Source organism: Enterobacter sp. Lyrl_3 (assembly GCF_051948675.1).
Classification (GTDB): domain Bacteria; phylum Pseudomonadota; class Gammaproteobacteria; order Enterobacterales; family Enterobacteriaceae; genus Enterobacter; species Enterobacter cloacae.
Map to the genome: position 1 here is coordinate 116,942 of NZ_JAYJLI010000008.1, position 26,555 is coordinate 143,496.

Annotated in this window: 29 protein-coding genes; 14 read left to right on the forward strand and 15 right to left on the reverse strand. The window is 56.7% G+C overall.

What is annotated here, in order from left to right; genetic code table 11:
• The first annotated feature begins 2 nt into the window (after nucleotides 1-2).
• The 7 genes from ispD to rpoS all read left to right on the forward strand — a co-directional run bounded on the left by ispD (nucleotide 3) and on the right by rpoS (nucleotide 5,893).
• Nucleotides 3-713, forward strand: a complete 711-nt coding sequence (ispD, locus tag VF709_RS15825) for a 2-C-methyl-D-erythritol 4-phosphate cytidylyltransferase (protein ID WP_149896905.1) — start codon at nucleotides 3-5, stop codon at nucleotides 711-713.
• The gene (ispF, locus tag VF709_RS15830) at nucleotides 713-1,192 is read left to right on the forward strand and encodes a 2-C-methyl-D-erythritol 2,4-cyclodiphosphate synthase (RefSeq protein ID WP_013098499.1); all 480 of its coding nucleotides are present in this window, start codon (nucleotides 713-715) and stop codon (nucleotides 1,190-1,192) included. The genes ispD and ispF overlap by 1 nt, the downstream gene beginning before the upstream one ends.
• Complete coding sequence (gene truD, locus VF709_RS15835; RefSeq protein ID WP_040023576.1) at nucleotides 1,189-2,238, forward strand: tRNA pseudouridine(13) synthase TruD; 1,050 nt, start codon at nucleotides 1,189-1,191, stop codon at nucleotides 2,236-2,238. The genes ispF and truD overlap by 4 nt, the downstream gene beginning before the upstream one ends.
• Nucleotides 2,219-2,980, forward strand: a complete 762-nt coding sequence (surE, locus tag VF709_RS15840) for a 5'/3'-nucleotidase SurE (protein ID WP_029883175.1) — start codon at nucleotides 2,219-2,221, stop codon at nucleotides 2,978-2,980. Before truD ends, surE begins: the two co-directional genes overlap by 20 nt.
• Complete coding sequence (locus VF709_RS15845; protein ID WP_013098496.1) at nucleotides 2,974-3,600, forward strand: protein-L-isoaspartate(D-aspartate) O-methyltransferase; 627 nt, start codon at nucleotides 2,974-2,976, stop codon at nucleotides 3,598-3,600. The genes surE and VF709_RS15845 overlap by 7 nt, the downstream gene beginning before the upstream one ends.
• A gap of 116 nt (nucleotides 3,601-3,716) precedes the next feature.
• Nucleotides 3,717-4,841 carry a murein hydrolase activator NlpD gene (gene nlpD / locus VF709_RS15850; protein ID WP_023620533.1) on the forward strand — a complete coding sequence of 375 codons (1,125 nt, stop codon included), beginning with the start codon at nucleotides 3,717-3,719 and terminating at the stop codon, nucleotides 4,839-4,841.
• A 59-nt stretch (nucleotides 4,842-4,900) separates the two neighbouring features.
• Nucleotides 4,901-5,893 carry an RNA polymerase sigma factor RpoS gene (rpoS, locus tag VF709_RS15855; protein WP_013098493.1) on the forward strand — a complete coding sequence of 331 codons (993 nt, stop codon included), beginning with the start codon at nucleotides 4,901-4,903 and terminating at the stop codon, nucleotides 5,891-5,893.
• Between the two features lie 51 nt (nucleotides 5,894-5,944).
• On the opposite strand, the gene VF709_RS15860 is transcribed toward rpoS, so the two are convergent.
• Nucleotides 5,945-6,322 carry a DUF4440 domain-containing protein gene (locus tag VF709_RS15860; protein ID WP_045294956.1) on the reverse strand — a complete coding sequence of 126 codons (378 nt, stop codon included), beginning with the start codon at nucleotides 6,320-6,322 and terminating at the stop codon, nucleotides 5,945-5,947.
• Complete coding sequence (locus tag VF709_RS15865) at nucleotides 6,319-7,527, reverse strand: MFS transporter (protein WP_149896904.1); 1,209 nt, start codon at nucleotides 7,525-7,527, stop codon at nucleotides 6,319-6,321. The genes VF709_RS15860 and VF709_RS15865 overlap by 4 nt, the downstream gene beginning before the upstream one ends.
• Nucleotides 7,528-7,636: 109 nt before the next feature.
• Between VF709_RS15865 and VF709_RS15870 the strand changes: the two genes are divergently transcribed.
• A complete protein-coding gene (locus VF709_RS15870; RefSeq protein WP_149896903.1) occupies nucleotides 7,637-8,524 on the forward strand; it encodes a LysR family transcriptional regulator in 888 nt (295 codons plus the stop codon).
• Here VF709_RS15870 and VF709_RS15875 read toward each other — a convergent pair.
• Nucleotides 8,521-8,928, reverse strand: a complete 408-nt coding sequence (locus VF709_RS15875) for a MarR family winged helix-turn-helix transcriptional regulator (protein ID WP_020689291.1) — start codon at nucleotides 8,926-8,928, stop codon at nucleotides 8,521-8,523. The genes VF709_RS15870 and VF709_RS15875 overlap by 4 nt on opposite strands.
• Nucleotides 8,929-9,100: 172 nt before the next feature.
• Between VF709_RS15875 and VF709_RS15880 the strand changes: the two genes are divergently transcribed.
• From VF709_RS15880 to VF709_RS15890, 3 genes are read left to right on the forward strand one after another with little or no spacing between them, the layout of a single operon-like run.
• Nucleotides 9,101-9,703: a non-oxidative hydroxyarylic acid decarboxylases subunit B gene (locus VF709_RS15880; protein ID WP_149896902.1), complete on the forward strand. Its 603-nt coding sequence runs from the start codon at nucleotides 9,101-9,103 to the stop codon at nucleotides 9,701-9,703.
• A complete protein-coding gene (locus VF709_RS15885) occupies nucleotides 9,693-11,120 on the forward strand; it encodes a non-oxidative hydroxyarylic acid decarboxylases subunit C (protein ID WP_013098487.1) in 1,428 nt (475 codons plus the stop codon). The genes VF709_RS15880 and VF709_RS15885 overlap by 11 nt, the downstream gene beginning before the upstream one ends.
• 10 nt (nucleotides 11,121-11,130) lie before the next feature.
• Nucleotides 11,131-11,352 carry a non-oxidative hydroxyarylic acid decarboxylases subunit D gene (locus VF709_RS15890; RefSeq protein WP_149896901.1) on the forward strand — a complete coding sequence of 74 codons (222 nt, stop codon included), beginning with the start codon at nucleotides 11,131-11,133 and terminating at the stop codon, nucleotides 11,350-11,352.
• Between the two features lie 140 nt (nucleotides 11,353-11,492).
• On the opposite strand, the gene mutS is transcribed toward VF709_RS15890, so the two are convergent.
• Nucleotides 11,493-14,054: a DNA mismatch repair protein MutS gene (mutS, locus tag VF709_RS15895; RefSeq protein ID WP_149896900.1), complete on the reverse strand. Its 2,562-nt coding sequence runs from the start codon at nucleotides 14,052-14,054 to the stop codon at nucleotides 11,493-11,495.
• 523 nt (nucleotides 14,055-14,577) lie between these two features.
• On the opposite strand from mutS, the gene VF709_RS15900 reads away from it, so the two are divergent.
• Nucleotides 14,578-15,393: a winged helix-turn-helix domain-containing protein gene (locus VF709_RS15900; protein ID WP_029883184.1), complete on the forward strand. Its 816-nt coding sequence runs from the start codon at nucleotides 14,578-14,580 to the stop codon at nucleotides 15,391-15,393.
• A complete protein-coding gene (locus VF709_RS15905) occupies nucleotides 15,390-15,869 on the forward strand; it encodes a membrane protein (protein WP_023621089.1) in 480 nt (159 codons plus the stop codon). Before VF709_RS15900 ends, VF709_RS15905 begins: the two co-directional genes overlap by 4 nt.
• Here VF709_RS15905 and VF709_RS15910 read toward each other — a convergent pair.
• Nucleotides 15,847-16,092 (reverse strand): SymE family type I addiction module toxin, encoded by a 246-nt coding sequence (locus VF709_RS15910; RefSeq protein ID WP_013098482.1) that lies wholly within the window; start codon nucleotides 16,090-16,092, stop codon nucleotides 15,847-15,849. The two genes, VF709_RS15905 and VF709_RS15910, sit on opposite strands and share 23 nt — an antisense overlap.
• Nucleotides 16,093-16,266: 174 nt before the next feature.
• On the opposite strand from VF709_RS15910, the gene VF709_RS15915 reads away from it, so the two are divergent.
• Nucleotides 16,267-16,611 carry a nitrous oxide-stimulated promoter family protein gene (locus tag VF709_RS15915; RefSeq protein ID WP_038420491.1) on the forward strand — a complete coding sequence of 115 codons (345 nt, stop codon included), beginning with the start codon at nucleotides 16,267-16,269 and terminating at the stop codon, nucleotides 16,609-16,611.
• Between the two features lie 5 nt (nucleotides 16,612-16,616).
• Here the strand turns inward: VF709_RS15915 and VF709_RS15920 are convergent, their stop codons facing one another.
• The 10 genes from VF709_RS15920 to hypA all read right to left on the reverse strand — a co-directional run bounded on the left by VF709_RS15920 (nucleotide 16,617) and on the right by hypA (nucleotide 26,544).
• Complete coding sequence (locus tag VF709_RS15920; protein ID WP_149896915.1) at nucleotides 16,617-17,837, reverse strand: MDR family MFS transporter; 1,221 nt, start codon at nucleotides 17,835-17,837, stop codon at nucleotides 16,617-16,619.
• Between the two features lie 14 nt (nucleotides 17,838-17,851).
• The gene (locus tag VF709_RS15925) at nucleotides 17,852-18,613 is read right to left on the reverse strand and encodes an ABC transporter ATP-binding protein (protein WP_038984751.1); all 762 of its coding nucleotides are present in this window, start codon (nucleotides 18,611-18,613) and stop codon (nucleotides 17,852-17,854) included.
• Entirely contained in the window at nucleotides 18,613-19,650 is a 1,038-nt protein-coding gene (locus tag VF709_RS15930) for a FecCD family ABC transporter permease (protein WP_013098478.1), read from the reverse strand. Before VF709_RS15930 ends, VF709_RS15925 begins: the two co-directional genes overlap by 1 nt.
• Nucleotides 19,650-20,648 (reverse strand): ABC transporter substrate-binding protein, encoded by a 999-nt coding sequence (locus tag VF709_RS15935; RefSeq protein WP_149896899.1) that lies wholly within the window; start codon nucleotides 20,646-20,648, stop codon nucleotides 19,650-19,652. Before VF709_RS15935 ends, VF709_RS15930 begins: the two co-directional genes overlap by 1 nt.
• 151 nt (nucleotides 20,649-20,799) lie before the next feature.
• On the reverse strand, nucleotides 20,800-22,872 hold the full coding sequence (flhA, locus tag VF709_RS15940; RefSeq protein ID WP_029883188.1) for a formate hydrogenlyase transcriptional activator FlhA: 2,073 nt from the start codon (nucleotides 22,870-22,872) through the stop codon (nucleotides 20,800-20,802).
• 60 nt (nucleotides 22,873-22,932) lie between these two features.
• Nucleotides 22,933-23,943, reverse strand: a complete 1,011-nt coding sequence (hypE, locus tag VF709_RS15945) for a hydrogenase expression/formation protein HypE (protein WP_040023593.1) — start codon at nucleotides 23,941-23,943, stop codon at nucleotides 22,933-22,935.
• A complete protein-coding gene (gene hypD, locus VF709_RS15950; protein ID WP_013098474.1) occupies nucleotides 23,940-25,061 on the reverse strand; it encodes a hydrogenase formation protein HypD in 1,122 nt (373 codons plus the stop codon). The genes hypE and hypD overlap by 4 nt, the downstream gene beginning before the upstream one ends.
• A gap of 2 nt (nucleotides 25,062-25,063) precedes the next feature.
• The gene (locus VF709_RS15955) at nucleotides 25,064-25,336 is read right to left on the reverse strand and encodes a HypC/HybG/HupF family hydrogenase formation chaperone (RefSeq protein WP_020689280.1); all 273 of its coding nucleotides are present in this window, start codon (nucleotides 25,334-25,336) and stop codon (nucleotides 25,064-25,066) included.
• Nucleotides 25,327-26,190, reverse strand: a complete 864-nt coding sequence (gene hypB, locus VF709_RS15960) for a hydrogenase nickel incorporation protein HypB (RefSeq protein ID WP_149896898.1) — start codon at nucleotides 26,188-26,190, stop codon at nucleotides 25,327-25,329. The genes VF709_RS15955 and hypB overlap by 10 nt, the downstream gene beginning before the upstream one ends.
• A 3-nt stretch (nucleotides 26,191-26,193) precedes the next feature.
• Nucleotides 26,194-26,544 carry a hydrogenase maturation nickel metallochaperone HypA gene (gene hypA, locus VF709_RS15965; protein WP_014833056.1) on the reverse strand — a complete coding sequence of 117 codons (351 nt, stop codon included), beginning with the start codon at nucleotides 26,542-26,544 and terminating at the stop codon, nucleotides 26,194-26,196.
• Between the last annotated feature and the right edge of the window lie 11 nt (nucleotides 26,545-26,555).

Consider the following 26,555-nt stretch of genomic DNA (forward strand, 5'->3'; position numbering starts at 1 on the left):
ACATGGCAGTGACTTTTTCGGACGTATGCGCCGTGGTGCCGGCCGCGGGTTTTGGCCGGCGCATGCAGACAGAATGTCCTAAGCAATACCTCTCTATTGGCGATAAAACGATCCTCGAACATGCCGTGGCGGCGCTGCTGGCGCACCCCCGAGTGACGCGTGTCATCATCGCCATCAGTCCGGGCGATGCCCGGTTCGCACAGTTACCGCTGGCCGCTCATCCGCAGATCACCGTCGTTGATGGCGGTGCCGAGCGCGCCGATTCCGTGCTGGCGGGCATCCAGGCCGCTGGCGATGCCCAGTGGGTACTGGTCCACGACGCTGCGCGCCCGTGCCTGCATCAGGACGATCTTGCGCGCCTGCTGGCGCTGAGTGAAACCAGTAAAGTCGGTGGCATTCTGGCCGCGCCGGTACGCGACACCATGAAGCGTGCCGAGCCTGGCAAACAGGCTATCGCGCATACCGTTGAGCGCGTCGATCTCTGGCACGCGCTGACGCCACAATTTTTCCCCCGCGAATTACTCCACGACTGCTTAACGCGCGCGCTTAAAGAAGGTGCGACCATCACCGACGAAGCCTCTGCGCTGGAGTATTGCGGTTTCCACCCAACGCTTGTTGAAGGGCGCGCTGATAATATAAAAGTGACGCGCCCGGAAGATTTACAGCTCGCGGAATTTTATCTTACCCGTTTGACCCATCAGGAGAAGGCATAATGCGAATTGGACACGGTTTTGATGTACACGCCTTTGGAGGCGTTGGCCCAATTATCATTGGCGGCGTGCGCATTCCTTATGAAAAAGGGCTGCTGGCGCATTCTGATGGCGACGTGGCACTACACGCCTTAACCGACGCCTTGCTGGGCGCGGCGGCGCTGGGCGATATCGGCAAGCTGTTCCCGGACACCGATCCGGCGTTTAAAGGCGCAGACAGCCGTGCGCTGTTGCGTGAAGCCTGGCGCCGTATTCAGGCGAAGGGCTACACCCTGGGTAACGTCGATGTGACGATCATCGCTCAGGCCCCTAAAATGCTGCCGCACATTCCTCAGATGCGCGTATTTATCGCTGAAGATCTGGGCTGCCATATGGATGACGTTAACGTCAAAGCGACCACCACGGAGAAACTGGGCTTTACCGGTCGCGGCGAAGGCATCGCCTGCGAAGCCGTGGCGCTGCTGGTGAAGGCGAGCAAATGACCGATTTTGACAACCTGACCTACCTGCACGGTAAACCGCTGGGGAGTGGTCTGCTGAAAGCCAGCCCCGAAGATTTCGTGGTCGTGGAAGATTTGGGCTTTGAGCCGGACGGCGAAGGCGAGCATATCCTGGTGCGCATCCTCAAAAATGGCTGCAATACCCGCTTTGTGGCCGATGCGCTGGCTAAATTCCTGAAAATCCATGCCCGCGAAGTGAGCTTCGCCGGGCAGAAAGACAAACACGCGGTCACCGAACAGTGGCTTTGCGCGCGCGTTCCAGGCAATGCGATGCCTGATTTAAGCAAATTTGAGCTTGAGGGTTGTAAGGTGCTGGAGTACGCCCGTCACAAGCGCAAACTGCGTCTGGGGGCGTTGAAAGGTAACAACTTTACCCTCGTACTGCGTGAAGTGACCGACCGTGACGACGTGGAAAAACGCTTGCAGGCCATCAATGAACGCGGTGTGCCTAACTACTTTGGCGCACAGCGTTTTGGCATCGGCGGCAGTAACCTGCAGGGCGCACTGCGCTGGGCGCAGAGCGATGCGCCGGTGCGCGACAGGAATAAACGCAGTTTTTGGTTGTCGGCGGCCCGCAGTGCGTTGTTTAATCAGATCGTAAGCGAACGGCTGAAAAAACCGGACGCGAATCAAGTTGTTGTCGGCGATGCGCTACAATTAGCGGGACGCGGTAGCTGGTTTGTGGCAACGGCCGAAGAAATGGCCGATGTACAGTCGCGCGTGGACGCTAAAACGCTGATGATCACCGCAGCCTTGCCCGGCACGGGCGACTGGGGAACGCAGGGTGACGCGCTGGCCGCGGAGCAGGCAGCCGTGGCCGAAGCGCAAGAATTACAATCATTGCTGGTGCGGGAAAAAGTCGAAGCAGCACGCCGGGCGATGTTGCTCTACCCGCAGCAGTTAAGCTGGAACTGGTGGGATGACGTAACCGTTGAGTTACGCTTCTGGCTGCCGGCAGGTAGCTTTGCCACCAGTGTTGTCAGGGAACTTATCAACACGTCGGGTGATTATGCGAATATTGCTGAGTAACGATGACGGGATCCATGCCCCAGGCATTCAGACGCTGGCGAAACACCTTCGCGAATTTGCGGATGTGCAGGTCGTGGCTCCCGATCGTAACCGCAGTGGAGCGTCTAACTCATTGACGCTGGAGTCGTCGCTTCGCACCTTTGCTTTTGAAAATGGCGATATTGCCGTGCAGATGGGCACGCCAACGGACTGCGTTTTTCTGGGGGTGAATGCGCTGATGCGCCCACGCCCGGATATCGTCGTTTCCGGGATTAACGCCGGGCCGAATCTGGGTGATGACGTTATCTACTCTGGTACCGTGGCGGCCGCAATGGAAGGCCGTCATCTTGGCTTTCCGGCGCTGGCGGTATCGTTAAATGGTCACACTCATTACGACACGGCGGCAGCGGTAACCTGTTCTATCCTGCGGGCACTTAGCCGTGAACCGCTGCGTACCGGACGCATCCTCAACATCAACGTGCCGGATCTCCCGCTGAATGAAATCAAGGGCATTCGCGTCACGCGTTGCGGAAGCCGTCATCCGGCCGATCAGGTCATCCCGCAGCAGGATCCGCGCGGCAACACGCTCTACTGGATTGGCCCTCCCGGCGATAAGTGCGATGCGGGGCCGGATACCGACTTTGCCGCTGTGGATGAAGGCTATGTCTCGGTAACGCCGCTGCACGTAGATTTAACCGCGTATAGCGCGCATGATGTGGTGTCGGGCTGGCTTGATCGCGCAGGAGTGAACGCGCAATGGTAAGCAAACGTGTACAAACTCTTCTGGAACAACTTCGCGCACAGGGGATCCGCGACGAGCATGTGCTTGACGCGCTCGCCCAGGTTCCGCGTGAGAAATTTGTAGACGAGGCGTTTGAACACAAAGCGTGGGAAAACGTGGCGTTGCCCATCGGGCAGGGCCAGACGATTTCGCAGCCCTATATGGTGGCGCGCATGACGGAGCTGCTGGAGCTCACCCCCGACTCCCGCGTGCTGGAGATTGGCACCGGGTCCGGGTATCAGACTGCGATTCTGGCGCATCTGGTGCATCATGTGTGCTCGGTTGAGCGGATCAAAGGTTTACAGTGGCAGGCGCGTCGTCGCCTGAAACAACTTGATTTACACAATGTTTCGACACGACACGGTGATGGATGGCAGGGTTGGCAGGCTCGCGCCCCGTTTGACGCAATCATCGTGACGGCGGCTCCACCGGAGATCCCTGCGGCCCTGTTGTCGCAGCTGGATGAGGGGGGCATTCTTGTATTGCCTGTTGGCGATGAGCAGCAGCTGTTAAAGCGCGTTCGTCGACGTGGCGACGAGTTTATTATCGATACCGTAGAAGCCGTGCGCTTTGTGCCTCTGGTAAAGGGGGAACTGGCCTAAGACTCGGAATTATCCAGGGTTATTAAGGCAAATTCAGCGTATGGTGTGGCGCGAAAGAGTCGTGCCATCACGGTTAATTTTAAGTCACTGGTAGTTAACACATTCCTGGGGGATAAATGAGCGCGGGAAGCCCTAAATTCACCATCAGCCGTGTTGCGGCATTATCACTGGTTTCGCTCTGGCTGGCAGGCTGTTCGAGTTCTAACAATGCACCTGCGCCTGTCAGTTCTGTTGGCGGAAACAGCGGCTCCGGTAACACGTCCAGCGGAATGTTGATCACGCCGCCACCTAAAATGGGCACTGCTGCGCCGCAGCAAACACCACAAATTCAGCCTGTGCAACATCCTGTTACACAGCCAACACAGATTCAGCCAGTCGAACAACCTGTTCAGACCCAAAATGGCCGCATTGTGTATAACCGTCAGTATGGGAACATTCCGAAAGGCAGCTATACCGGCGGCAGCACCTATACCGTGAAACGTGGCGATACGCTGTTCTATATCGCGTGGATCACCGGGAACGATTTCCGTGACCTCGCGCAGCGCAACAACGTCCAGGCACCGTATGCGCTGGAAGTCGGGCAGACGCTCCAGGTGGGCAACGCGACGGGTACGCCGCTTACGCCTGGCAATACCGTTTCTGCAGCCGACGTGACCGCGCAAAATAACAGCGTTAAGCCTGCACAAAAATCCACCACGGTGGTTGCTTCACAACCTGTAATTACGTATTCTGAAGATTCAGGTGATCAGACTGCTAACAAAATGTTGCCGAATAATAAAGGGACTGCGACTGTTGTCACAGCACCGGCTACGGCACCTGTGGTTAGCTCTACTGAACCGACTGCCAGCAGTATGAGTTCCAGTTCGCCAATTTCAACCTGGCGCTGGCCAACTGACGGTAAGGTTATCGAGAACTTCTCTTCCTCCGAAGGAGGGAACAAAGGGATCGATATCGCAGGAAGTAAGGGACAGGCTATCATCGCGACCGCAGACGGACGCGTTGTGTATGCCGGTAACGCTCTGCGCGGTTACGGTAATCTTATTATCATCAAACACAACGATGATTACCTGAGTGCCTACGCCCATAACGACACAATGCTGGTCCGGGAACAACAAGAAGTTAAGGCGGGGCAAAAAATCGCTACCATGGGTAGCACCGGAACCAGTTCTACACGCTTGCATTTTGAAATTCGTTACAAGGGGAAATCCGTAAACCCGCTGCAGTACTTGCCGCAGCGATAAATTGACGGGGCATGCCAGCCAGGGTGTCTCGTTCAGGGATCACGGGTAGGAGCCACCTTATGAGTCAGAATACGCTGAAAGTTCATGATTTAAATGAAGATGCGGAATTTGATGAGAACGGAGCAGAGGCTTTTGACGAAAAAGCCTTAGTAGAAGAGGAACCCAGTGATAACGATTTGGCTGAAGAAGAGCTGTTATCGCAGGGTGCCACACAGCGTGTACTGGACGCGACTCAGCTTTACCTTGGGGAGATTGGTTACTCCCCACTGTTAACGGCCGAAGAAGAAGTCTATTTCGCACGTCGTGCTTTGCGTGGTGATGTTGCCTCGCGCCGTCGCATGATTGAAAGTAACTTGCGTCTGGTCGTGAAAATTGCCCGTCGTTACGGCAATCGTGGTCTGGCTCTGCTGGATCTGATTGAAGAGGGCAACTTAGGTCTCATCCGCGCAGTAGAGAAGTTTGACCCAGAACGTGGGTTCCGCTTCTCCACCTACGCGACCTGGTGGATTCGTCAGACCATCGAACGGGCCATTATGAACCAAACCCGTACGATTCGCCTGCCGATTCACATCGTCAAAGAGTTGAACGTCTATCTGCGTACCGCGCGCGAGTTGTCCCATAAACTGGACCACGAGCCAAGCGCAGAAGAGATTGCTGAGCAACTCGACAAACCGGTTGATGACGTAAGCCGCATGCTGCGTCTCAACGAGCGCATTACCTCGGTTGACACCCCGCTGGGTGGCGACTCCGAAAAAGCGCTGCTGGATATCCTGGCCGATGAAAAAGACAACGGCCCGGAAGACACCACGCAGGACGATGACATGAAACAGAGCATCGTCAAATGGCTGTTCGAACTGAACGCCAAACAGCGTGAAGTGCTGGCACGTCGTTTCGGTTTACTGGGGTATGAAGCTGCGACACTGGAAGACGTCGGCCGTGAAATTGGCCTGACCCGTGAACGTGTTCGTCAGATTCAGGTTGAAGGTCTGCGCCGCCTGCGTGAAATTCTGCAGGGGCAAGGTCTGAATATCGAAGCGCTGTTCCGCGAATAAGCAACCTTTCGTCAAAAAAAGGCCCGTCGTGAGACGGGCCTTTTTTATCTCTTACGGCTGCGCCGTTTCGTGCAGCAGACGCCAGCTGATTTTCTCGCCATCCCGATTGAGCACCGCGGTTGACCAGCGTACGTTGACGGGCTGGTCCGGGCGGGTCTGCGTCTCCCGGTAATGAAGCACCGCACCGTTATCCCATGACTGAATCGTGGCTAACTCATCAATGATGATTTTAAGGCCGGGTCGGCTTCCACGCTGGGCGTGCAGAAAACGGACAAGGGCGTCATGGTTTAAATGCGCCCCACTCGGGGGAACCATCAGAAAGTTTGGCTGGAAACGGGCGAGCAGGGCATCAATATTATCTTCACCGGCACCCAGCCAGTTTTCCAGTGCGATATGAATATCAATGATGTCGTGTTCGAAAGGCGTCATGGTTTCTCCTGTTGCAGTTGTGCAAGCACCTGCGGGTTGTTAAGACGAAATACAGAGATGACGGGCACCAGGGTGATGGCCGAAGCAACCAGAAAGATCCCGTGCCACGCGGCGACGGGGGGCAAATACCTCTGGGCCAGATCCAGCACCTGTGCCAGCAGAAAGGCACCCGCAAAAAAACTCAGCTGACGATTAAGATTCCACAGCGCGCTGGCATCAGCCATCTCTTCCCGACGCGTTGTCAGAAATGCACTGCTCTGCGCCGTACTGCTGCAAAGACTGCCTCCTGTGCCCATTAATGCAAACGCAACGATCGCTGGCAGCGTGCCCGTGGTCGCACTGACGCTGAGCAAAAGCAGAATACCGGACGCCTGAAGCAGGCAACCCGCGATCAACAGAGGTCGGGGGCCGACACGGTTAAAGTAACGGCCCGTTGCGGTGATGGCCATAAATGATGCCAGAGACCACGGCAGCATCAGCATGCCCGTCGCGGCTGGCGTCATGTTGGCCACGCTCTGCAGATAAAACATGCCGGTGACGTTTATTCCGATAAACATGCCGGGGACACATACATAAACCATCATTGAAACGCGCAGAAGCGGATCGGCGATCAAACTCAGGTTCAGCAGTCGGTTTGCTTTCATCGCGGGCATTTCATGCTTAAGCCACAGACAGGCCAACGCAAAGGTCAGGAGAGCAACCGGGAGGGTAGCAAAAAATACCCACCGCCAGCTTAACGCCTGAACCAGTACGCCCCCTAACGCAGGTGAGCATGCGGGGGCAAGCAGTGCAACCAGCATGACGGCGGAAGAGAGCCTGGCGCGTTCATGCGCTTTAAACTGTTGCCAGGTCAGCGCTTGCCCTACGGGGATCAATAAGCCACCGCCCACGCCCTGCAGCACCCGCCAGGCAATCAGACTTTCAAGTGTGGCAGACAAGCCTGCCGCGGTGGAGGCTACGCTAAAGAGAACCAACGAGAGAAGGATGACGTGCTTTGCCCCGATGCGGCGCGTCAGGGCACTGCTGAACGAGATCACCAGCGTCAGGCCGGCAATATACCCGTTACTGACCCAGGCAAGTGCAGAGGGCGTGGCGTGATAGGTCTGCGCCATTGCCGGAAAGGCGACGCTGGCAATAAACATGTTGATCAAATCAAGAAAAAAGCCCAGCAGATAGACTACGGCGACTTTGCTGCGATACGTCATGGTGGATCCTCCGGTGAGGGGGCGTATCGTATCGGCTTGTCCGGTGCCGATAAACGCAACAATTCGCGATATACTGTCAAAACTATTTTGACAATTATGAAGGTTAAGGATGCTGAATCTCCAGCGAACGGCGATGTTTGTGGCGGTAGCGGATGCGGGCAGTTTTACTGCCGCCGCAGAGTCGATGGGGCTGACAAAGGCCGTGGTCAGCTTCAATATTCGCCAGCTGGAAGATGAGCTGGGAGTCACGCTGCTGTTGCGATCCACCCGTCGCCTGACGTTAACCGAGGCGGGCGTGCTTTTTCATCAGCGAAGCGTCAGGCTTTTACAGGAGGCTGAACGCCTGCAGGACGACGTTCGCGCTAACCATGCCGGCCTGACCGGCGAATTGCGGATCACCACCACGCCCGAATACGGTTCGCAGGTGGTTGTGCCTTTGCTGGCCGAATTTAGCCAGCAGCATCCGGAGCTTCGCGTTCGTCATGTTTCGTCGTCTCAGCACGCCGATCTCATCTCGGAGCGCTTTGATGTCGCCATCCGGCTGGGAACACTCGCTGATTCGCGCTACCACGCCGCCTTGATTTCAAACTTTACTATCCTGCCGGTTGCCGCCCCCGGGTGGCTGGCTAACCATCCCGTTGAATCTCTCGAACACCTGGCACAGGCAGAGTGGATCGTTCACGAGCGTTTACCTTCGCCGCTGCACTGGCAGGTAAAAGATGCAGCTGGCAATCTGGTTGCCTTTGAGATTAAAAAAGCCCCGCGCCTGTACGCAGATAGCGCCCAGGCGCTGATGGCTTTCGCGCATGCGGGATGTGGTGTGGCGCTGCTGCCGGAGTGGCTGGTGCGAAACGCACTGAATTCGGGGGGGCTGGTATCGCTTTTACCGGGATACACGTTTGCTCAGCAGGGCATCTATGCCGTTTATCCAGATGCCCAGCATGTGCCCGCTAAGGTTCGGACATTTATTGATTTTATGCGTGCCCGGGTGAACTAGTCATGCATCATCTTTTTGATCAGTGCCGTAAATTGTTCCCGCTCGTCCTGGCTGAGACGCCCTAAAAACGCCTCATCCACCTCATTGCCGACCGGTTTACAGCTTGCAAGCAGGGCTTCCCCTTCAGGCGTGAGGAAGACAAACCGGCGGCGCTTATCCGCAGGATCGTGTTCGCGCTTCACCAGCCCACGCGATTCCATGCGGCTCAGCATTTCGGCCAGCGTCGCTTTTGTGCTCACGGCAACTTCCGTCAGGGCGACCTGCTCGATCCCCGGATTTTCAGAAACAGATCGCATCACCGCATATTGCGGCTTGGTCAGCGCCGGTAAAGCATGTTGCCAGTGGGCAGTATGCTGTTGAAAAAGCTGCCGTAGCAGGTGGAACGCTTCTTGTCTCAGTTCCATGAACACTCCGACGAAAAAAATCTCCCCCTATGATAGCCGCTATTGCCTGCGATTTTAACGCAGCAGTTTTTAGCATTACGTGTGATCGTGTACGAACAATATTGTCAGGTCAGCTCACCGGGAGTAACGTAGCCATTATGTTCGTATGCGAACAAATTAATTGAGGTGCTGAATGAGATTGATCGTGGGAATGACGGGAGCAACAGGTGCTCCGCTGGGTGTGGCTTTACTGCAGGCGTTACGGGACATGCCAGAGGTTGAAACCCATCTGGTGATGTCGAAATGGGCGAAAACCACCATTGAGCTGGAAACGCCCTATACCGCGCAGGATGTCGCCGCCCTGGCCGATGTCATTCACAGTCCTGCCGATCAGGCTGCCACCATCTCCTCCGGCTCGTTTCGTACCGACGGCATGATCGTCATTCCCTGCAGCATGAAAACGCTGGCGGGTATCCGCGCGGGCTATGCCGAAGGGCTGGTGGGCCGTGCGGCAGACGTGGTGCTGAAAGAGGGGCGCAAGCTGGTGCTGGTCCCGCGTGAAACGCCGCTCAGCACCATTCATCTGGAGAACATGCTCGCGCTTTCCCGCATGGGGGTGGCGATGGTGCCGCCCATGCCTGCGTATTACAACCACCCGCAAACCGCCGATGATATCACCCAGCATATCGTGACCCGCGTACTCGACCAGTTTGGTCTGGAGCACAAAAAGGCGCGTCGCTGGAACGGCCTGCAGGCGGCGAAACATTTTTCACAGGAGAATAACGATGGCATTTGATGATTTGAGAAGCTTCCTGCAGGCGCTCGATGAGCAAGGGCAACTGCTGAAAATTGAAGAAGAGGTCAATGCGGAGCCGGATCTGGCGGCGGCCGCTAACGCGACGGGACGTATCGGTGATGGTGCGCCTGCGCTGTGGTTCGATAACATTCGCGGGTTTACCGATGCCAGGGTGGTGATGAACACCATCGGCTCCTGGCAGAACCACGCCATTTCGATGGGGCTGCCGGCGAATACCCCGGTCAAAAAGCAGATCGATGAGTTTATTCGCCGCTGGGATAAATTCCCGGTCGCACCGGAGCGCCGGGCCAACCCCGCATGGGCGCAGAATACGGTGGACGGTGAAGAGATTAACCTGTTCGACATCCTGCCGCTGTTTCGCCTGAACGACGGGGACGGCGGTTTTTATCTCGACAAAGCGTGCGTTGTCTCGCGCGATCCGCTCGACCCGGACCATTTCGGCAAGCAGAACGTCGGTATTTATCGCATGGAAGTGAAGGGCAAACGTAAGCTCGGCCTGCAGCCGGTGCCGATGCATGATATCGCCCTGCATCTGCATAAAGCCGAAGAGCGTGGTGAAGACCTGCCGATTGCGATTACGTTGGGCAACGATCCGATCATCACCCTGATGGGCGCAACGCCGCTGAAATACGATCAGTCCGAGTATGAAATGGCCGGGGCGCTGCGTGAAAGCCCGTACCCGATTGCGACCGCGCCGTTGACCGGCTTCGATGTGCCGTGGGGGTCTGAAGTGATCCTGGAAGGGGTGATTGAAGGCCGTAAACGTGAAATTGAAGGGCCGTTCGGTGAGTTTACCGGGCACTATTCGGGCGGACGCAATATGACAGTGGTCCGTATTGATAAAGTCTCGTACCGCACTAAACCGATTTTCGAATCCCTCTATCTCGGGATGCCCTGGACCGAGATCGACTACCTGATGGGGCCAGCCACCTGTGTGCCGCTTTACCAGCAACTGAAAGCGGAGTTCCCTGAAGTGCAGGCGGTGAACGCGATGTACACCCACGGTCTGCTGGCGATCATCTCCACCAAAAAACGCTACGGTGGTTTTGCCCGCGCGGTCGGTTTACGCGCCATGACCACGCCGCATGGCCTGGGCTATGTGAAGATGGTGATTATGGTGGATGAAGATGTCGATCCGTTCAACCTGCCGCAGGTGATGTGGGCGCTGTCATCGAAAGTGAACCCGGCAGGGGATCTGGTGCAGCTGCCGAACATGTCGGTTCTTGAGCTTGATCCTGGGTCCAGCCCGGCAGGCATCACCGACAAGCTGATTATTGATGCCACCACGCCTGTTGCGCCGGATAACCGCGGTCACTACAGCCAGCCGGTGCAGGATTTACCTGAAACCAAAGCCTGGGCTGAAAAGCTGACTGCGATGCTGGCAGCACGCCAATAAGGAGGAAAAGATGATTTGTCCACGTTGTGCCGATGAGCAAATTGAGGTGATGGCCATATCACCGGTGAAAGGGATCTGGACGGTTTATCAGTGCCAGCATTGCCTGTATACCTGGCGCGATACCGAGCCGCTGCGTCGTACCAGTCGCGAACATTACCCTGAAGCGTTCCGTATGACGCAGAAGGATATTGATGAGGCGCCGCAGGTGCCGACCATTCCGCCATTGCTGTAAAAAAAAGCCCGGTGGCGCTGCGCTTACCGGGCGGTAACATCGTGCGGTCCTTTGCCCGGTGGCGCTACGCTTACCGGGCCTACGGGTTTTGTAGGTCGGGTAAGGCGAAGCCGCCACCCGACAAAACAGACCGCAGAAAACTAAACCAGACTTTTCAGCCGATAAATCCACTCCAGCGCCTGACGCGGCGTCAGTGAATCCGGGTCGAGATTCTCCAGCGCTTCAACGGCGGGTGACGTCTCTTCCGCAGGGGCCAGCAGCGACATCTGTGTACCGTCAATCTGGGTGGCCGCCGCATTCGGTGACAGGCTTTCCAGCTCGCGCAGTTTCTGACGCGCGCGTTTAATTACCTCTTTAGGCACACCCGCCAGTGCCGCGACGGCCAGGCCATAGCTCTTGCTCGCGGCCCCCTCCTGCACCGTGTGCATAAAGGCGATGGTATCGCCATGCTCAAGCGCATCCAGGTGGACGTTTGCCACGCCCTCCATTTTCTCCGGCAACTGCGTCAGTTCAAAGTAGTGCGTCGCGAACAGCGTCATGGCCTTGATTTTATTCGCCAGGTTTTCCGCACACGCCCATGCCAGCGACAGTCCGTCGTAGGTTGAGGTGCCGCGTCCGACTTCGTCCATCAGCACCAGGCTGTGTTCTGTCGCGTTGTGCAGGATATTGGCGGTTTCCGTCATTTCGACCATAAAGGTGGAACGGCCGCTGGCCAGATCGTCCGCCGCACCCACGCGGGTGAAGATACGATCGATGGGGCCAATCTCAACTTTCTGCGCCGGAACGTAGCTGCCGATGTAGGCGAGCAGGGCGATAAGCGCCGTCTGGCGCATATAGGTACTTTTACCGCCCATGTTCGGACCGGTAATGATCAGCATTCTTCGCTGCGGCGACAGGCTCAGCGGGTTAGCGATGAACGGCTCGTTCAGTACCTGCTCCACCACCGGGTGGCGGCCTTCGGTAATGCGAATGCCGGGCTTGTCGGTAAAGGTCGGGCAGGTATAGTTCAGCGTTTCAGCGCGCTCAGCCAGATTCACCAGCACATCCAGCTCCGCCAGCGCGCCAGCGCTTAACTGCAGGTCCGCCAGGTGTGGCATCAGCATGTCGAACAGCTCGTCGTAAAGCTGCTTTTCCAGGGCCAGCGCTTTGCCTTTCGAGGTGAGAACTTTGTCCTCATACTCTTTCAGCTCAGGAATGATGTAGCGCTCAGCGTTTTTCAACGTCTGGCGACGCACATAGTGAATCGGCGCCAGATGGCTCTGCCCGCGGCTGATCTGAATATAGTAACCGTGGACTGCGTTATAGCCGACTTTCAGGGTATCGAGCCCGAGACGTTCGCGCTCGCGGATCTCCAGCTTGTCGAGGTAATCCGTTGCGCCGTCAGCCAGCGCGCGCCATTCATCCAGCTCTTCGTTGTAGCCAGGGGCAATTACGCCACCGTCGCGCACCAGAACCGGCGGCGCATCAATGATAGCGCGCTCCAGCAGATCGCGGAGTTCAGCAAACTCGCCCATGGTTTCGCGCAGTTTCTGAACCGGTGCGCTGTCAACGTCGCTCAGTTGAGCACGCAGTTCCGGCAACTGCAGGAAGGCATGACGCATTCGTGCAAGGTCGCGAGGCCGCGCCGTGCGCAGTGCCAGGCGAGCCAGAATACGCTCCAGATCGCCCACCTGACGCAGCACAGGCTGCAGTTCGGTGTAGCGATCCTGCAGCGCGGCAATGGTCTGCTGACGACAAACGAGCGTATCCGTATCGCGGACGGGCATATGCAGCCAGCGCTTCAGCATGCGGCTGCCCATCGGCGTCACGGTGTTATCGAGGACGGATGCCAGCGTGTTCTCAACGCCACCCGCCAGGTTCTGGGTGATCTCCAGATTCCGACGCGTGGCCGCATCCATAATGATGCTGTCCTGCTGGCGCTCCATGGTGATAGAGCGGATATGCGGCAGGGCGGTGCGCTGGGTATCTTTCACATACTGCAAAAGGCAGCCCGCGGCGCACAATCCGCGCGGGGCGTTTTCCACCCCAAAGCCAATCAGATCGCGGGTGCCAAACTGCAGGTTGAGCTGCTGGCGAGCGGTATCAATTTCAAATTCCCACAGCGGACGGCGGCGCAGGCCGCGACGACCTTCGATCAACGCCATTTCGGCAAAATCTTCGGCATACAGCAGTTCCGCCGGGTTGGTGCGCTGCAGCTCGGCTGCCATGGTTTCCCGGTCAGCCGGCTCGCTCAGACGAAAACGCCCGGAGCTGATATCCAGCGTGGCGTAACCAAACCCTTTGCCGTCCTGCCACAGGGCCGCCAGCAGGTTATCCTGACGCTCCTGGAGCAGGGCTTCGTCGCTAATGGTGCCTGGCGTGACGATACGCACGACCTTGCGTTCAACCGGGCCTTTTGAGGTGGCCGGATCGCCGATCTGCTCACAGATGGCAACCGACTCGCCCTGATTCACCAGCTTGGCCAGGTAGTTTTCTACCGCATGATGCGGAATGCCTGCCATCGGGATGGGTTCACCTGCCGATGCGCCACGTTTGGTCAGAGAGATGTCGAGCAGCTGCGATGCCCGTTTAGCATCGTCATAAAACAGCTCGTAAAAATCGCCCATGCGGTAAAACAGCAGAATTTCCGGATGCTGCGCTTTCAGCTTCAGGTACTGCTGCATCATTGGGGTATGGGCGTCAAAATTTTCAAGTGTACTCATTAGGTTACCGTGTCCATTTTTTTTCAATTTCAATGAGTTGTCTTTTTTATTGTCAGGTTTCTTACTCTCTCATTGGAACGCATGACAGCCTGCGTTTCTTATCATGAATCGTTCACGGACCATGATAACGGACTCTGCTGGACAGGAAAACAGACGTGCAGGCTCTTTCGACTAAAATGCGTACCTGATTCCAGCGATACTGAAGACGTGGGCCTGTCTTGCCGCAATTGCGACAGGCACGCTGGTCCGGTAACGCTAAAGGAACACCGCGCGATATTCCTTGCGTATTAAACGTAAACGGGAATAAAGGCGTCAGAATATAACGTCATCCTTTTTTTCTGTTTCAGAAACGTATTTGTCTTCGATGTGGGGATAATATTCTATTATGCTCACATTATTTTATTTCGGTGTTACTGCTGAACAAACACCATAACTTACTGCTTTGACAAGGAATATTCGCAGAGTATACTTGCTAACTCTGGCAACAGTTTTCTGATTCTGTTTATTGCATAGTGAGTCTCATATGTTCTGGATAATTAACGATAATATTAAATTTTGTCCAGAGAAAAACTTACTTGTCTCTATGACCCGACCGGAGTTGAGCGTCATTCTGACCACGCCAGCCAGTCGTTGTCTGGTTCTTCTGCTTGAGTCCGCCCCGGAAGTGGTTAATCAAAGGGATTTCTTTACTAAAGTTTGGGGTGAAGACGGAATGTTAGTTCCGGCCAATACCCTTTATCAGAATATCTCCATTATCCGGCGTGGGTTGCGCACGACGGGAGAGACTGACGACACGCTGGTTGCCACGGTACCCAGAAAAGGGTTCCAGATTAAAAAAGAAGTAAAGGTCAGCCGAATTGAAAACGACGTAACAGAATCAGAAAGCGCGATAGCAGAAGCCCAGCCTGTCACCGGCTCGAAAGAGGTGATTGCGGAAACTGCTGCCGTTCAGGTGAAAGATAAGACCCCGCGTCATTACTATCGTCGCTATCTTCCACTGCTTTTTATGGCCCTCTCTTTTGGGCTGGGCTATTTTATTCTTCATCTGGCGGTCCATGACTATTCCAGAAAAGACTTTTTTAAAGACTACACCATAAGCAGTACGGAAAATGGCTGCCATTTTTTCTCACGAAACGATGATATTAAAAGCAGGGGTAACTTCACGCGTTATAAGCAAATTATCATGCGAACAGGGCTCGATTGTAAAAAATACCCCTGGGCCTACTTCTCTTCATCCAGCACGGCTCCGGCACTTTCTGTACTCATTTGCAGAAAACCGTATGAGCAAGAAGAAGATGCAGGATGCGTTACGCTTTATTTTAGGGGGTACAATCAGTGACTAAAAAGTCTACTGCCATCCTGTGTCTCGTCCTGTTTGCCGTTGGGGCGCTGACGTCCTGGCTTTATCATTATCACTTAGAAAAAAAACAAAATACGGAAGCCTGTTCAGTTTCTGTTGTTGTTTACCATGAAGATGCCCGCGCAAACCTGACGCTGGATTTTATGTACACCATGCAAAAGCAGACCGGGGTCATCGCGCTAAGCGGGACATATTTTAAAAATGAGAAGGCGATAGCCTCTATCCGCCGGGATGTGTCTTATATCTGGACCGAAAACAAAGACTCTTTCCAGTTTACCTCCGTGAAGATCCATGAGGTTAATGAAGACTCCCTGCCGGATAATGTACTCGGCGACGTATTGCCTGATTTCTTTATTTATCCGAACCATAAATTGAACTATACCATTCTGAAACAAGGGCCCAGAGGGTTTCTATTTACCGTCGGTAAGCGTCCTATTTTCTTCTGCTCTCGCTGAGATCTTCTTTCAGTAGTTCGATGACAATTTTCCCCTGTTCAACCCCCACCCTGACCTGAGAGTGGGTAGTAAACCCTGCCTGCTCCAGCCAGTCGCCTTTTAAGCTCAACGCCGCATGTACGCTGTAACGTCGCGGGATTTTGGTCTTCCGGTCTTCGTGACGCTTTCTGAAATAACCGACTTTTAAGTGGCGATAGTGTTTGGTCGTGGCGATCTCTTGCATATAGCCTCCGTAACGATGAGCGACGCGTGTTGTTAATGCCTGTATAAAATACCAGTAAAAAAGGGTGGGGGTGGGCTTAATAGTGGAAGGCGGCTTCAGAAAACGAAATGCAACGACTGAAAAGTGGCAGATAAAGGAGTATTATTAATGCATGTTTTTAGTCGGTGAGCCGCTATGTCTGGTAAACGTATTTCACGGGAAAAAAAGACGATCGCCAGAATGATCGCTCTGTATGAAAAACAGTGCCCGCAGGCTTCTCAGGAAGAGGGGCATTATCAGGCGCTGAATGCCTATGCAGATAAGCGTCTGGATAAGTGCGTCTTTGGTGAGGAAAAACCGGCCTGTAAACAGTGTCCGGTACACTGCTACCAGCCCGCCCGGCGTGAAGAGATGAAGCAGATTATGCGCTGGGCGGGGCCCCGCATGCTGTGGCGTCACCCCATTCTGACGGTACGCCATCTGCTTGACGATCGTCGCCCGGTACCGGAATTACCGGAAAAGTATCGCCCGAAAAAGTAACCGTCTCAGCGTGTGAAAGGGCGACAAATGATCTTCATGGCGATCGCGCTGCATAGCGGGAACAGGGCCAGCAGCAGCCAGGGGAACATCGCCTGCGGCGAAGGCACAAGCGCACGATCCAGCAGACTGCCAAACAGCAAATTCCCCAGCAGCACCGCAACACCGCCTGCGGTGGCGAGTGCCCCGTAGTGCGCGCCAAGCGTCGATTCCTCCGCAAAGCGTGGAACCAGATCTTTCGCCGAGGGCACCAGCAGCATTTGCCCAAGCGTTAATAGCGCCACAAAACATACCGACGGCAGCAAGCGCAGCCAGCCTTCCGGCGGCACCGTCGGGGCGAACACCGCCACGCTCGCAAAAGATGCCGAGAGCAGTAAAAAGCCCACCGGCAAAATTCTCACCGCGCCCACGCGTCGTGCAAAGCGGGCCAGCGGAAGCTGCAAGGTGATGATCAGCACAGAGGCCAGCATAAACAGGGGGCCGAGATCTTTCTCGTTACCACCGGCACGCTGGATCTCTACGGGCAGCGCCAGATAGAGCTGGTTGTAGCTCAACAGCCACGAGCTGTAGGCGATGATAAAGGCGACAAAGCGCGGCTGACGGAAGGTTGTCCACCAGGGAACAATATTGAGAGCCTGCTTGCTGTGTTGCGCAGCCGGAAGGCAGAAGTAGAGCACCATCAGCGCGACGACGAAGACCCCCGCACCCGCCAGCGCCACCTGGCGAAACCCCAGCCCCGTGAGCAACGCCCCGACAACCGGGCCCAGCACCGCGCCGAGTTCACCGCAGACGGCAAACAGCGCAAACCACTCTGCACGGCTGCGTTGACCTTTAGTCTCGCTATGCGTACCCGCCCTGGCCAGCAGCGCTTCGATGGAGGGAGAGAACAACGCGCCGCCAATGCCGGTCAGACAGGCGCCAAGGATGATGGGCCAGAGCGCGTGTCCAAATGCCAGCAGCAGATAACCCGCAACGCGGATGACGCAGCCGCAGAGGATAATGATTTTGGCACCAAAGCGGTCTGAGAGCGCACCGCCGACGATGAACATCCCCTGCTGCGAAAAGGTACGCAGCCCCAGAATCAGCCCGATAAGGCCGCCGGAAAGCAGCATGTCGTCGCGCAAAAAGATCGCCAGGAAGGGGACGACCGCGTAAAAACCGATGTTAAACACAAACTGGCTGCCCAGTAAGACGGGCGGCCAGAGCGTTGTGGCAGGGCGCAGGGGCATCATGTTACGGGCGCTTAAACGATAAAATGAATGTGTTTTTTGCCATGGAACGGCGAGATCTCGATTTTGGTTTTGACCCGAAAAACGTCCCAGAGCAACGTCTCAGAGAGGATCTCCTGCGGCGTTCCGGTGGCCACGATTTGCCCCTGCTGCATCACAATCAGCGAATCGCAGAACATCGATGCATGGTTGAGATCGTGAATAGCCACAATGCTGGTCACCGGCAGGTCGCTTATCAGGTGCATCAGCTGCATCTGATGGTGAATGTCCAGGTGGTTGGTCGGTTCATCCAGCAAAATTTCTGTAGGCGTCTGCGCCAGCGCCCTGGCGATATGCACGCGCTGGCGCTCCCCGCCGGAGAGGCTCAGCCAGCCCTGATCGCTTTTTTCCAGCATATCCACCCGCTGCAGGGCGGCGGTAACGGTCTCGTCATCCTGCTTGCTCCAGTTCGAGAACGGGGAGTGATGCGGGATGCGACCAAGTTTGACGACATCGCGAACGCGCATATTGGCATCGGTCATGCCGTGCTGTTCAACGAAGGCCACCCGGCGCGCAAGCTGCTTTTTGGCGATGCGGGAAATGTCCTGACCGTCCAGCGTCACACAGCCCGCATCCGGGCGGCGCAGGCCAGCCAGAATGCGCAGAAGCGATGATTTACCGCAACCATTAGGGCCAAGCAGTCCTACCGTTTCACCGCGCGCCACCTTGAGCGACACGTTATTGACGATGACCTTTTTGCCTACCTTCCAGGTAATATTTTCAGCGCAGATACTCATTACTTATTCCTTGAGCGGTAGATGATCACGGCAAAGAACGGCACGCCAACCAGGGCGGTTACCACCCCGACGGGCAGACTTTGCGGGGCAATCAGCATGCGCGAGGCGATATCTGCCAGCACCATCAGGATCGCCCCCGCCAGTGCGCTGGCAATCAGCAGGGTTCGATGCAGAGGACCGAACAAGAAACGCATGACGTGCGGAACCACCAGCCCGACAAAGCCGATTGAGCCCGCCATACTGACGATGGTTGCAGTAATCAATGCGGTGGTGGTAAAGAGCGCCAGGCGCACCCAGGGGACGGCAATCCCCAGCGAGGCCGCGGCGTCGTCACCAAAGGTAAAGGCATCCAGCGCCCGGGAATAGTAGAGGCAAATGGCTAACCCAATCAGCACCACAACCAGTGCCAGCTGGAATTCAGGCCAGCGTACACCGCTAAAGCTGCCCAGCAGCCAGAACATCACATCACGCGCCTGCTGCGCGCTGGCAGAGGTGCTGATGGTATAGGCGGTGATGGCGTTGAAGAGCTGAGAGGCGGCTACGCCCGCCAGAATGGTGCGCTCGTTGCCGCCGCGCGCGCCGTTGGTCAGAAAGGCGACAAACGCAAAGGCGGCGAATGCGCCGGCAAACGCGCCCGCAGAGAGCGACACCGCGCCGGTCCCCATCCCCAGCACCACGACGGAAACCGCGCCGGTGGACGCCCCCGCAGAGACGCCGAGCACGTAAGGTTCAGCCAGCGCGTTTTTCAGCAGGCTCTGCAAAACCGCGCCGCAGATAGCCAGCCCCGCACCGCAGCAGGCCGCCACCAGCGCGCGGCTCAGGCGGAAGTCCCAGATCACGCTCTCATAGATGCGGTTGAGCGGAACCGCGGTCAGCCCCAGCTTATTACCGATAGCATAAAAGACATTGGACAGCGGAATCGACAACTCTCCGACGCTTACGCCAAGGGCGATCACCAGAAACAGCAGGACAATAGCCAGCAGAGCGGAAGTGGTCAGGAACAGGCCCTGTCGGGCCTGAAGTACAGCTGCCGTCATCAGTTCAGCCCCAGTTTTCTGAGCTGTTCGCCCACCTGTTCAGCGCCATAAATGGTACGGATCGTCGGGTTCATTGCCTGGCCGTCCATCACCACGATATGGCCTTTTTTGACGGCCTCAAGCTGGCTGACGGCCGGATCGCTTTTCAGGAATTTGATTTTCTCTTTCGCGTTATCCAGCGCCCAGCGGTTACGGTCGAGGCTTGAGACCACAATCACGTCCGGGTTAGCGGCAATGATGCTTTCCCAGCCCACGGTTGGCCATTCGGCCTCGGCGGTGATGGCGTTATGGCCACCCAGTACGTCAGCGATAAAGCCTGAGGCGCTGTTTTTACCGCCCACGTAGGCATCAGCAGAAGGAGAGGCGCTTGAGAACCAGAACACAAAGGAGAGGTCTTTTTTGCTTTTGCCAAATTCTTTGCGCAGGTCTGCCTCACGTTTTTTGAAGCTGGCGATAACGGCCTGGCCACGGTCTTCAACGTTGAAAATTTTGGCGAAATCTTCAATCTCTTTATAAAGGTATGTCATGTCCCACAGCTTCTGGCGGCTGCCGTACATATCGCCCGAGGCTTTTTTAGTGGCGCACATGCCCGGTGATAAATAGCTGTTCACGCCGACGGTAGCCAGATCCTCACGTTTTGCGACCTTACTTTCTGGCCCGAGCAGCAGCGGCAATTGTGCAGGAACAAAATCGGGGTTTTGCGCAAGGATAGATTCCAGCGTAGGAATTTCGACGGTGAGCGTTTTGATTTTGGCATTCTGTTCGGCCAGCTGCGGCAGCACTTTGGTCGGCCAGAAGGCGCTGGCCTTCACCTTATCTTCCAGACCCAGCAGAAGCAAAATCTCAACGGTATTTTGACCAAGGGCCACGACGCGTTCCGGCGCTTTGGTGAAGGTCTCTTTATAACCGCAGTTTTCAATGGTCAGAGGATAAGTGGTTGCCAGAGCAGAACTGACCGACGCAACCGCCAGGCCTAACGCGCAGATGACCTTCTTCATTAAACGCTACCCTTCATTAAAGTTATTTTTGATGCAAATGAAACTCATTATTAAGGCGGAATTTTATACAGAGGAAAATATTGTGTGTCAATGAGGGACAATAACGCAGGGTGACAAAAGGCGGTGCCAGAAAGCACCGCCGGAATGCGCCTTAAATCAGGCTCTCTTTATCTATTCCAAGACGCTTCATGCGCGACAGCAGGGTGGTGCGTTTTAACCCCAGACGCTGGGCTGCCCCTTTCGGCCCGGCCACTACGCCGTTGGTCTCTTTCAGCACGCGGACGATCAATTGATATTCATCTTCCCCGTCCTGGGCCACGTCGGTCGCGGCCGCGGGAGAGTCCGGCAGAGAAACCTCCGGCAGGGAGAGTTGCAGCACATTACCGCGCGTCAGCAGCACCGCACGCTCAATGACGTTTTCCAGCTCGCGCACGTTGCCGGGCCACTCCATCGAGGAAAGGGTGCGTAACGTCTCGGCGGGAATGCTGTCGATGTTGCGTCCCATCCGGCGGGCAATTTTGGCGGTAAACGCTTTGACCAGCAGCGGGATATCTTCCGGACGCTCGCGCAGGGGCGGCAGGCAAATCGGGAACACGTTCAGGCGATAGTAGAGGTCGCTGCGAAACTCGCGGTCGGCGACCATTTTTTTCAGATCGCGGTTGGTGGCGGCAATCAGCCGCACGTCGGTCTGAATCAGCTTATTGCTGCCAAGACGTTCGAACTCCTGTTCCTGCAGCACACGCAGCAGTTTAGGCTGTAGCTCCAGCGGCATATCGCCCACTTCGTCGAGGAACAGCGAGCTTTTATCCGCCAGCTCGAAACGGCCCAGGCGCTGGCTGCTGGCACCGGTAAACGCACCGCGCTCATGGCCAAAGAGATCGCTTTCCAGCAGACCCGCAGGCATGGCGGCACAGTTCATTTTCACCATCCGGCGGCTGTTGCGGTTGCTGAGATTGTGGATCGCGCGGGCAATCAGCTCCTTACCCGTACCGGTTTCGCCCAGGATCAGCACTGTGCTGTCGCTTTGCGCGACCATTTCCACCTGTTTGAGCACGCTGTACATGGCATCGCTGCGTCCGATGATTTCGCCAAACTCGCTGTCGACATTGTTAAGCTGTTCCGTCAGCGCCAGGTTTTCATCCACCAGCCGTTCTTTCAGACGGTGGATCTCCTGATACGCCAGCGCGTTATCCAGCGCGATGGAGATACGCTCGGCAATCTGACGCAGCAGCTTCAGGTTGGCGGTGGTGAACACCCCTTCCTCACACTGCGCCAGCTTCAGAACGCCCAGCATGGTGTTACCGGACATCAACGGCAGCAGGCACAGGGTCTGGATTTTGTTGCCCCAGATGTTAAACAGCATTCGCTCGTAAGGCGCCATCACATCCTGCTCGCTGAGATTGAGCAGCAGGATCTCCTTGCTTTTAAACACCCGTTCAGAAAGGGTTCCCGCTTCATCCACCTCGCTCTGCTCATGGGCCGGGTTCGCTTCGTCGAGATAGTGCGTGGAGTAGATGTTGAGCTTGCCCTTGCGATGGCCGCGCAAGGCAATACTGATGGCGTCAATTTTGAAGTAGTGATGGATCTCCTTCGACACTTCGCTGACCAGCTCATCCATGTCGAGACGGGAGAGCACGGCGTTGGTGATTGCCACCAGAATGCGGAAGTTGTCACGCTCACGGCTCAGCAGGTCGTAATCCACATTATTGCTGACGCGGCTTTGGATCTGCTCGGCGACGACGGCCACTATCTGGGTGAAGGTGTGCAGACGCTCATATTCCGCCTCGCTCCATGGCTGGTCGGTATTACGGATAAACTCGCAGCCACCAAAAATGTGGCCTTCCACCGCCAGCGGCAGCAGGCTGTAATGACCAAACGGCTGATATAAGGCGCTCCGGGCCAGCATCGGCCACGCCTGACGGAACTCCTCAAAATTGCAGTGCAGCGCTTCCGGCCGGGAAAGAATACGGCGTATCGGCCCGTGAGCGAGATACGTTTCGTCTTCGTATTCAAACGCTTTTCCGTTTTCTCGTGTGGAGAAGTAGCTCGCACGATGGCTCCCGCTATGCCAGAGCACAATGGCGGCGCTGTCTGCCAGTGCAGATTGCCTGACCAGGCGCGTCAGGGCATCGCTCAGCGCACCCAGGTCGGGCTGCTGTAAAAGTGTTCGCGTAATGTCGAACAGACCCTGCTGTCCGAGATCGCTCATCGGTGTATACGGCATAGTGCTTTCCAGTAGAAACGGGCAAAAAAAAATTCCGTGCCGACCGCTTTTCACGCGGTTCTAGCAAATGCGGGGTAACGGTTCCGCGTGCGGCAAATCCAGCGTGCGCTTCACGCCATACAGTCCGGCCAGGCGCACCCCTTTGCGCTCAACCACCTCACCAATTATCGCGGCCTCTTTTCCTGACGGATGCGCCCGCAACTGTTCAAGTACGGCTTCGGCCGCGGCGCGCTCAACGCCTATCACCAGCTTGCCTTCATTAGCAAAATTGAGTGGATCCAACCCCAGCAGCTCGCACAGCCCGCGAACCGCAGGCTTCACGGGCAGGCTGCGCTCAATAAGTTCAATACCGCAGCCGCAGCAGGCCGCGAACTCATGCACCACGGCATTGACGCCGCCACGGGTGGCATCCCGCAGGGCTTTCACGCCGGGGATCGCCCGCAGCGTCTGGATAAGCGGGGTGAGCACCGCGCAGTCGCTGCGCAGTTCCCCGTCCAGCCCCAGCCCTTCGCGCAGGTTAAGGATGGTCGCCCCGTGACAGCCCAGCGTGCCGCTGACCAGCAGCACGTCGCCCACGGCCAGTTGCTGCGCGCCCCAGTGAATATCGACGGGGATCGCCCCCATCCCGGCGGTGTTGATAAAGAGCTTATCCGCCGCGCCGCGCTGCACCACCTTGGTATCGCCGGTGACGATAGCAATCCCTGCCTCGCGCGCGGTGTGCGCCATGCTGCTGACCACCGCCGCGAGCGTCTCCATCGGCAAACCTTCTTCAAGGATAAATCCGCAGGAGAGGTAGCGCGGAATGGCACCGCTGACGGCGACATCGTTCGCGGTACCGCAGACGGCCAGCTTGCCGATATCGCCGCCGGGGAAGAATAGCGGGTCAATCACATAGCTGTCGGTGGAGAAGGCCAGCCTGTCGCCCTGGGCGGTGAGGGAAGCGAGGTCAATGCGGGCCTGGTCTTCCTGCTCGGCGAGCCAGGGGTTATCAAAGGCCTCCATAAACAGCCGGTTTATCAGCTGCTGCATCGCCAGACCGCCGCTGCCGTGCGCCATTTCAACCGTGTTCATGCTTCACTCTCCTGGTTGCGGTACTGATACCACGCGGCACATGCCCCTTCGGAAGAGACCATCAGCGCGCCAAATGCCGTTTGCGGGTTACAGGTGTTGCCAAATAACGGGCAGTGGTGGGGTTTACATCTTCCGGTAAGGACCTCGCCGCAGCGAGCCTGGGGATCGTCGCAAACCTGTTGTGGCTGTGGGCGGAAATGCGTTTCTGCATCAAACGACCGGTAGGCTGGGGTCAGGCGCACGCCGGATTCAGCAATCAACCCCAGCCCGCGCCACTCGCTGTCGCCCTCAACGCTAAATACGTCAGCTATCGCCTGCTGCGCCCGTTCATTTCCGGCATCCGGCACCACGCGGCGGTACTGATTTTCCACCGCGCTCAGGGCTGCTATTTTCTGCTCAACCAGCATGGTGACGCCTTGCAGTAGATCAAGAGGTTCGAAACCAGCGACGACTAACGGGCGATGGTAATCGTCAGCGATAAAGCCGTAGGCCCCGGTACCGATCACCATGCTGACATGGCCCGGTGCCAGAAACGCGTCAATGCCGTTGTCCGGGGCGTCCAGCAGGCTACGCAGCGTCGGGATAAGCGTAATGTGCTGACAGAAAAAGAAAAAATTGGTGACGTTGCTGCGTTTTGCCTGCTGCAGCGTGATCGCCGTAGCGGGCATGGTGGTCTCAAAACCCAGCCCGAAAAATACCACCTTTCGGCCAGGGTTATCGGTTGCAAGCTTCAGGGCATCCATCGGCGAGTACACGATGCGCACATCCGCGCCGCACGCTTTGGCCTGCAGCAGCGAGCCCTTTTTCCCCGGCACGCGCATCGCGTCGCCAAAGGTACAGAAAATGACGTCAGGCTGGCTGGCGATCTCGATACAGCTGTCGATGCGCCCCATGGGCAGCACGCAAACCGGGCAGCCCGGGCCGTGGATAAACTCTATGTTGTCCGGCAGCAGCTGATCGAGGCCAAATTTGAAAATGGCATGGGTGTGCCCGCCGCAGACTTCCATGATCCGCAGCGGCTTTTCCGCCGTGTGTTTCAGCAGGGCGGCCCGCGTTTTCAGATGACCGATAAGCTGCATCACCTGCTCAGGTGCGCGGTATTCATCAACGTAACGCATAATTACCGTTCCTCGCCGTACAGCAGCGCGCCGACGTCCGGCTCCACATCAAACATGTTCTGCAGGGCATCCAGCGTGTCGCGCGCTTCCGCTTCATTAATCACGCTCATGGCAAACCCCACGTGTACCAGCACCCACTGACCAAGGCGCGAGACGCCCGTCTCATCGGTGCTGCCCACCAGCGTTAAATCGACGTCACGCAATATGCCGCAGACCTCCACTTTGGCCTGGTTTCCATCAATGGAATGGATTTGTCCAGGGACGCCTATGCACATCGTTCTCTCTCCAGCCAGTTTAGCCAGTGCGCCATGCCGTCGCCGCGTGTGGCGGAGACCAGCAGGATCGCAATGTCCGGGTTCACTTCACGGGCATAAGCCAGACATTTATCCACGTCGAAATTCAGGTACGGCAGCAGGTCCACTTTGTTCAGCAGCATCAGCGACGCGGCGGCAAACATATGCGGATATTTGAGCGGCTTGTCTTCTCCTTCGGTCACCGAGAGGACCGCCACTTTATGCCGCTCCCCGAGATCGAAGCTGGCCGGGCAGACCAGATTGCCGACGTTTTCGATAAACAGAATGCCGTTATCCGCCAGCGGCAGACGCGGTGTGGCATCGGCAATCATCTGCGCATCCAGATGGCAGCCTTTACCGGTATTGACCTGAATCGCCGGGGTGCCGGTTTCACGAATACGGGCGGCATCGTTGACCGTTTGCTGATCGCCTTCGATCACTGCGCAGGAGACGCGTTCGTTCAGGCGTTTGAGCGTTTCCGTCAGCAGCGTGGTTTTGCCGGAGCCGGGGCTGGAGACGAGGTTGAGCACCAGCTGTTGACGTGCGGCAAACCGGGCGCGGTTGCGGGCGGCGATCTGGTTGTTTTTATCGAGTACGTTGATTTCCACGTTCAGCATCTGGCGCTGGCTCATGCCCGGCGCATGGGTACCCGCCTCGCCGTGGCCGTAATGAAGATCGCCCATATCGGAGCGTTGAGGCGCAAAGCGAATCCCGGTGAGTGCCGCTGCCGGACGCGGTGCGGGGGTAAAAGGGGCGGAGCGAAACGCGGAGTGAGGACGGTGTTCATCCCCTTCGATATACAGGTTGCCTTCGGCGCAACCGCAGGTGCTACACATACTTTACTCCTTCTCGATTTCAAGGCGTTGGATCTGCATCCCGTCATCCGCCACGATGCGAAGGCCGGTGTGCTGACACTGTGGGCAGCGCTGGACCTTCGACGACAGCAGGGTGACGTACTGCTGACACTGCTCGCACCAGCACTCCGCCTGTTGCTCTTCAATATGAAGTTCGCAGCCTTCCGCCAGCGTGCCGCGGCACACCAGCTCAAAACAGAAGGTGAGGGCGCTGGTTTCGACGCAGGAAAAGGCCCCGACCTTCAGCCAGACGCCGGTCACGCGCGTCGCGTGGTTTTGCGCTGCCTGCTGTTCGATGAGTTCCAGTGCCCGCTGGCAGAGGGTGATTTCGTGCATAACGCCTCCTT

What these genes read in the sequence shown, in the direction of transcription:
- ispD (WP_149896905.1), top strand. Translation starts at nt 3, where the DNA reads ATGGCAGTGACTTTTTCGGACGTATGCGCCGTGGTGCCGGCCGCGGGT.
- ispF (WP_013098499.1), top strand. Translation starts at nt 713, where the DNA reads ATGCGAATTGGACACGGTTTTGATGTACACGCCTTTGGAGGCGTTGGC.
- truD (WP_040023576.1), top strand. Translation starts at nt 1,189, where the DNA reads ATGACCGATTTTGACAACCTGACCTACCTGCACGGTAAACCGCTGGGG.
- surE (WP_029883175.1), top strand. Translation starts at nt 2,219, where the DNA reads ATGCGAATATTGCTGAGTAACGATGACGGGATCCATGCCCCAGGCATT.
- VF709_RS15845 (WP_013098496.1), top strand. Translation starts at nt 2,974, where the DNA reads ATGGTAAGCAAACGTGTACAAACTCTTCTGGAACAACTTCGCGCACAG.
- nlpD (WP_023620533.1), top strand. Translation starts at nt 3,717, where the DNA reads ATGAGCGCGGGAAGCCCTAAATTCACCATCAGCCGTGTTGCGGCATTA.
- rpoS (WP_013098493.1), top strand. Translation starts at nt 4,901, where the DNA reads ATGAGTCAGAATACGCTGAAAGTTCATGATTTAAATGAAGATGCGGAA.
- VF709_RS15860 (WP_045294956.1), bottom strand. Translation starts at nt 6,322, where the DNA reads ATGACGCCTTTCGAACACGACATCATTGATATTCATATCGCACTGGAA.
- VF709_RS15865 (WP_149896904.1), bottom strand. Translation starts at nt 7,527, where the DNA reads ATGACGTATCGCAGCAAAGTCGCCGTAGTCTATCTGCTGGGCTTTTTT.
- VF709_RS15870 (WP_149896903.1), top strand. Translation starts at nt 7,637, where the DNA reads ATGCTGAATCTCCAGCGAACGGCGATGTTTGTGGCGGTAGCGGATGCG.
- VF709_RS15875 (WP_020689291.1), bottom strand. Translation starts at nt 8,928, where the DNA reads ATGGAACTGAGACAAGAAGCGTTCCACCTGCTACGGCAGCTTTTTCAA.
- VF709_RS15880 (WP_149896902.1), top strand. Translation starts at nt 9,101, where the DNA reads ATGAGATTGATCGTGGGAATGACGGGAGCAACAGGTGCTCCGCTGGGT.
- VF709_RS15885 (WP_013098487.1), top strand. Translation starts at nt 9,693, where the DNA reads ATGGCATTTGATGATTTGAGAAGCTTCCTGCAGGCGCTCGATGAGCAA.
- VF709_RS15890 (WP_149896901.1), top strand. Translation starts at nt 11,131, where the DNA reads ATGATTTGTCCACGTTGTGCCGATGAGCAAATTGAGGTGATGGCCATA.
- mutS (WP_149896900.1), bottom strand. Translation starts at nt 14,054, where the DNA reads ATGAGTACACTTGAAAATTTTGACGCCCATACCCCAATGATGCAGCAG.
- VF709_RS15900 (WP_029883184.1), top strand. Translation starts at nt 14,578, where the DNA reads ATGTTCTGGATAATTAACGATAATATTAAATTTTGTCCAGAGAAAAAC.
- VF709_RS15910 (WP_013098482.1), bottom strand. Translation starts at nt 16,092, where the DNA reads ATGCAAGAGATCGCCACGACCAAACACTATCGCCACTTAAAAGTCGGT.
- VF709_RS15915 (WP_038420491.1), top strand. Translation starts at nt 16,267, where the DNA reads ATGTCTGGTAAACGTATTTCACGGGAAAAAAAGACGATCGCCAGAATG.
- VF709_RS15920 (WP_149896915.1), bottom strand. Translation starts at nt 17,837, where the DNA reads ATGCCCCTGCGCCCTGCCACAACGCTCTGGCCGCCCGTCTTACTGGGC.
- VF709_RS15925 (WP_038984751.1), bottom strand. Translation starts at nt 18,613, where the DNA reads ATGAGTATCTGCGCTGAAAATATTACCTGGAAGGTAGGCAAAAAGGTC.
- VF709_RS15930 (WP_013098478.1), bottom strand. Translation starts at nt 19,650, where the DNA reads ATGACGGCAGCTGTACTTCAGGCCCGACAGGGCCTGTTCCTGACCACT.
- VF709_RS15935 (WP_149896899.1), bottom strand. Translation starts at nt 20,648, where the DNA reads ATGAAGAAGGTCATCTGCGCGTTAGGCCTGGCGGTTGCGTCGGTCAGT.
- flhA (WP_029883188.1), bottom strand. Translation starts at nt 22,872, where the DNA reads ATGCCGTATACACCGATGAGCGATCTCGGACAGCAGGGTCTGTTCGAC.
- hypE (WP_040023593.1), bottom strand. Translation starts at nt 23,943, where the DNA reads ATGAACACGGTTGAAATGGCGCACGGCAGCGGCGGTCTGGCGATGCAG.
- hypD (WP_013098474.1), bottom strand. Translation starts at nt 25,061, where the DNA reads ATGCGTTACGTTGATGAATACCGCGCACCTGAGCAGGTGATGCAGCTT.
- VF709_RS15955 (WP_020689280.1), bottom strand. Translation starts at nt 25,336, where the DNA reads ATGTGCATAGGCGTCCCTGGACAAATCCATTCCATTGATGGAAACCAG.
- hypB (WP_149896898.1), bottom strand. Translation starts at nt 26,190, where the DNA reads ATGTGTAGCACCTGCGGTTGCGCCGAAGGCAACCTGTATATCGAAGGG.
- hypA (WP_014833056.1), bottom strand. Translation starts at nt 26,544, where the DNA reads ATGCACGAAATCACCCTCTGCCAGCGGGCACTGGAACTCATCGAACAG.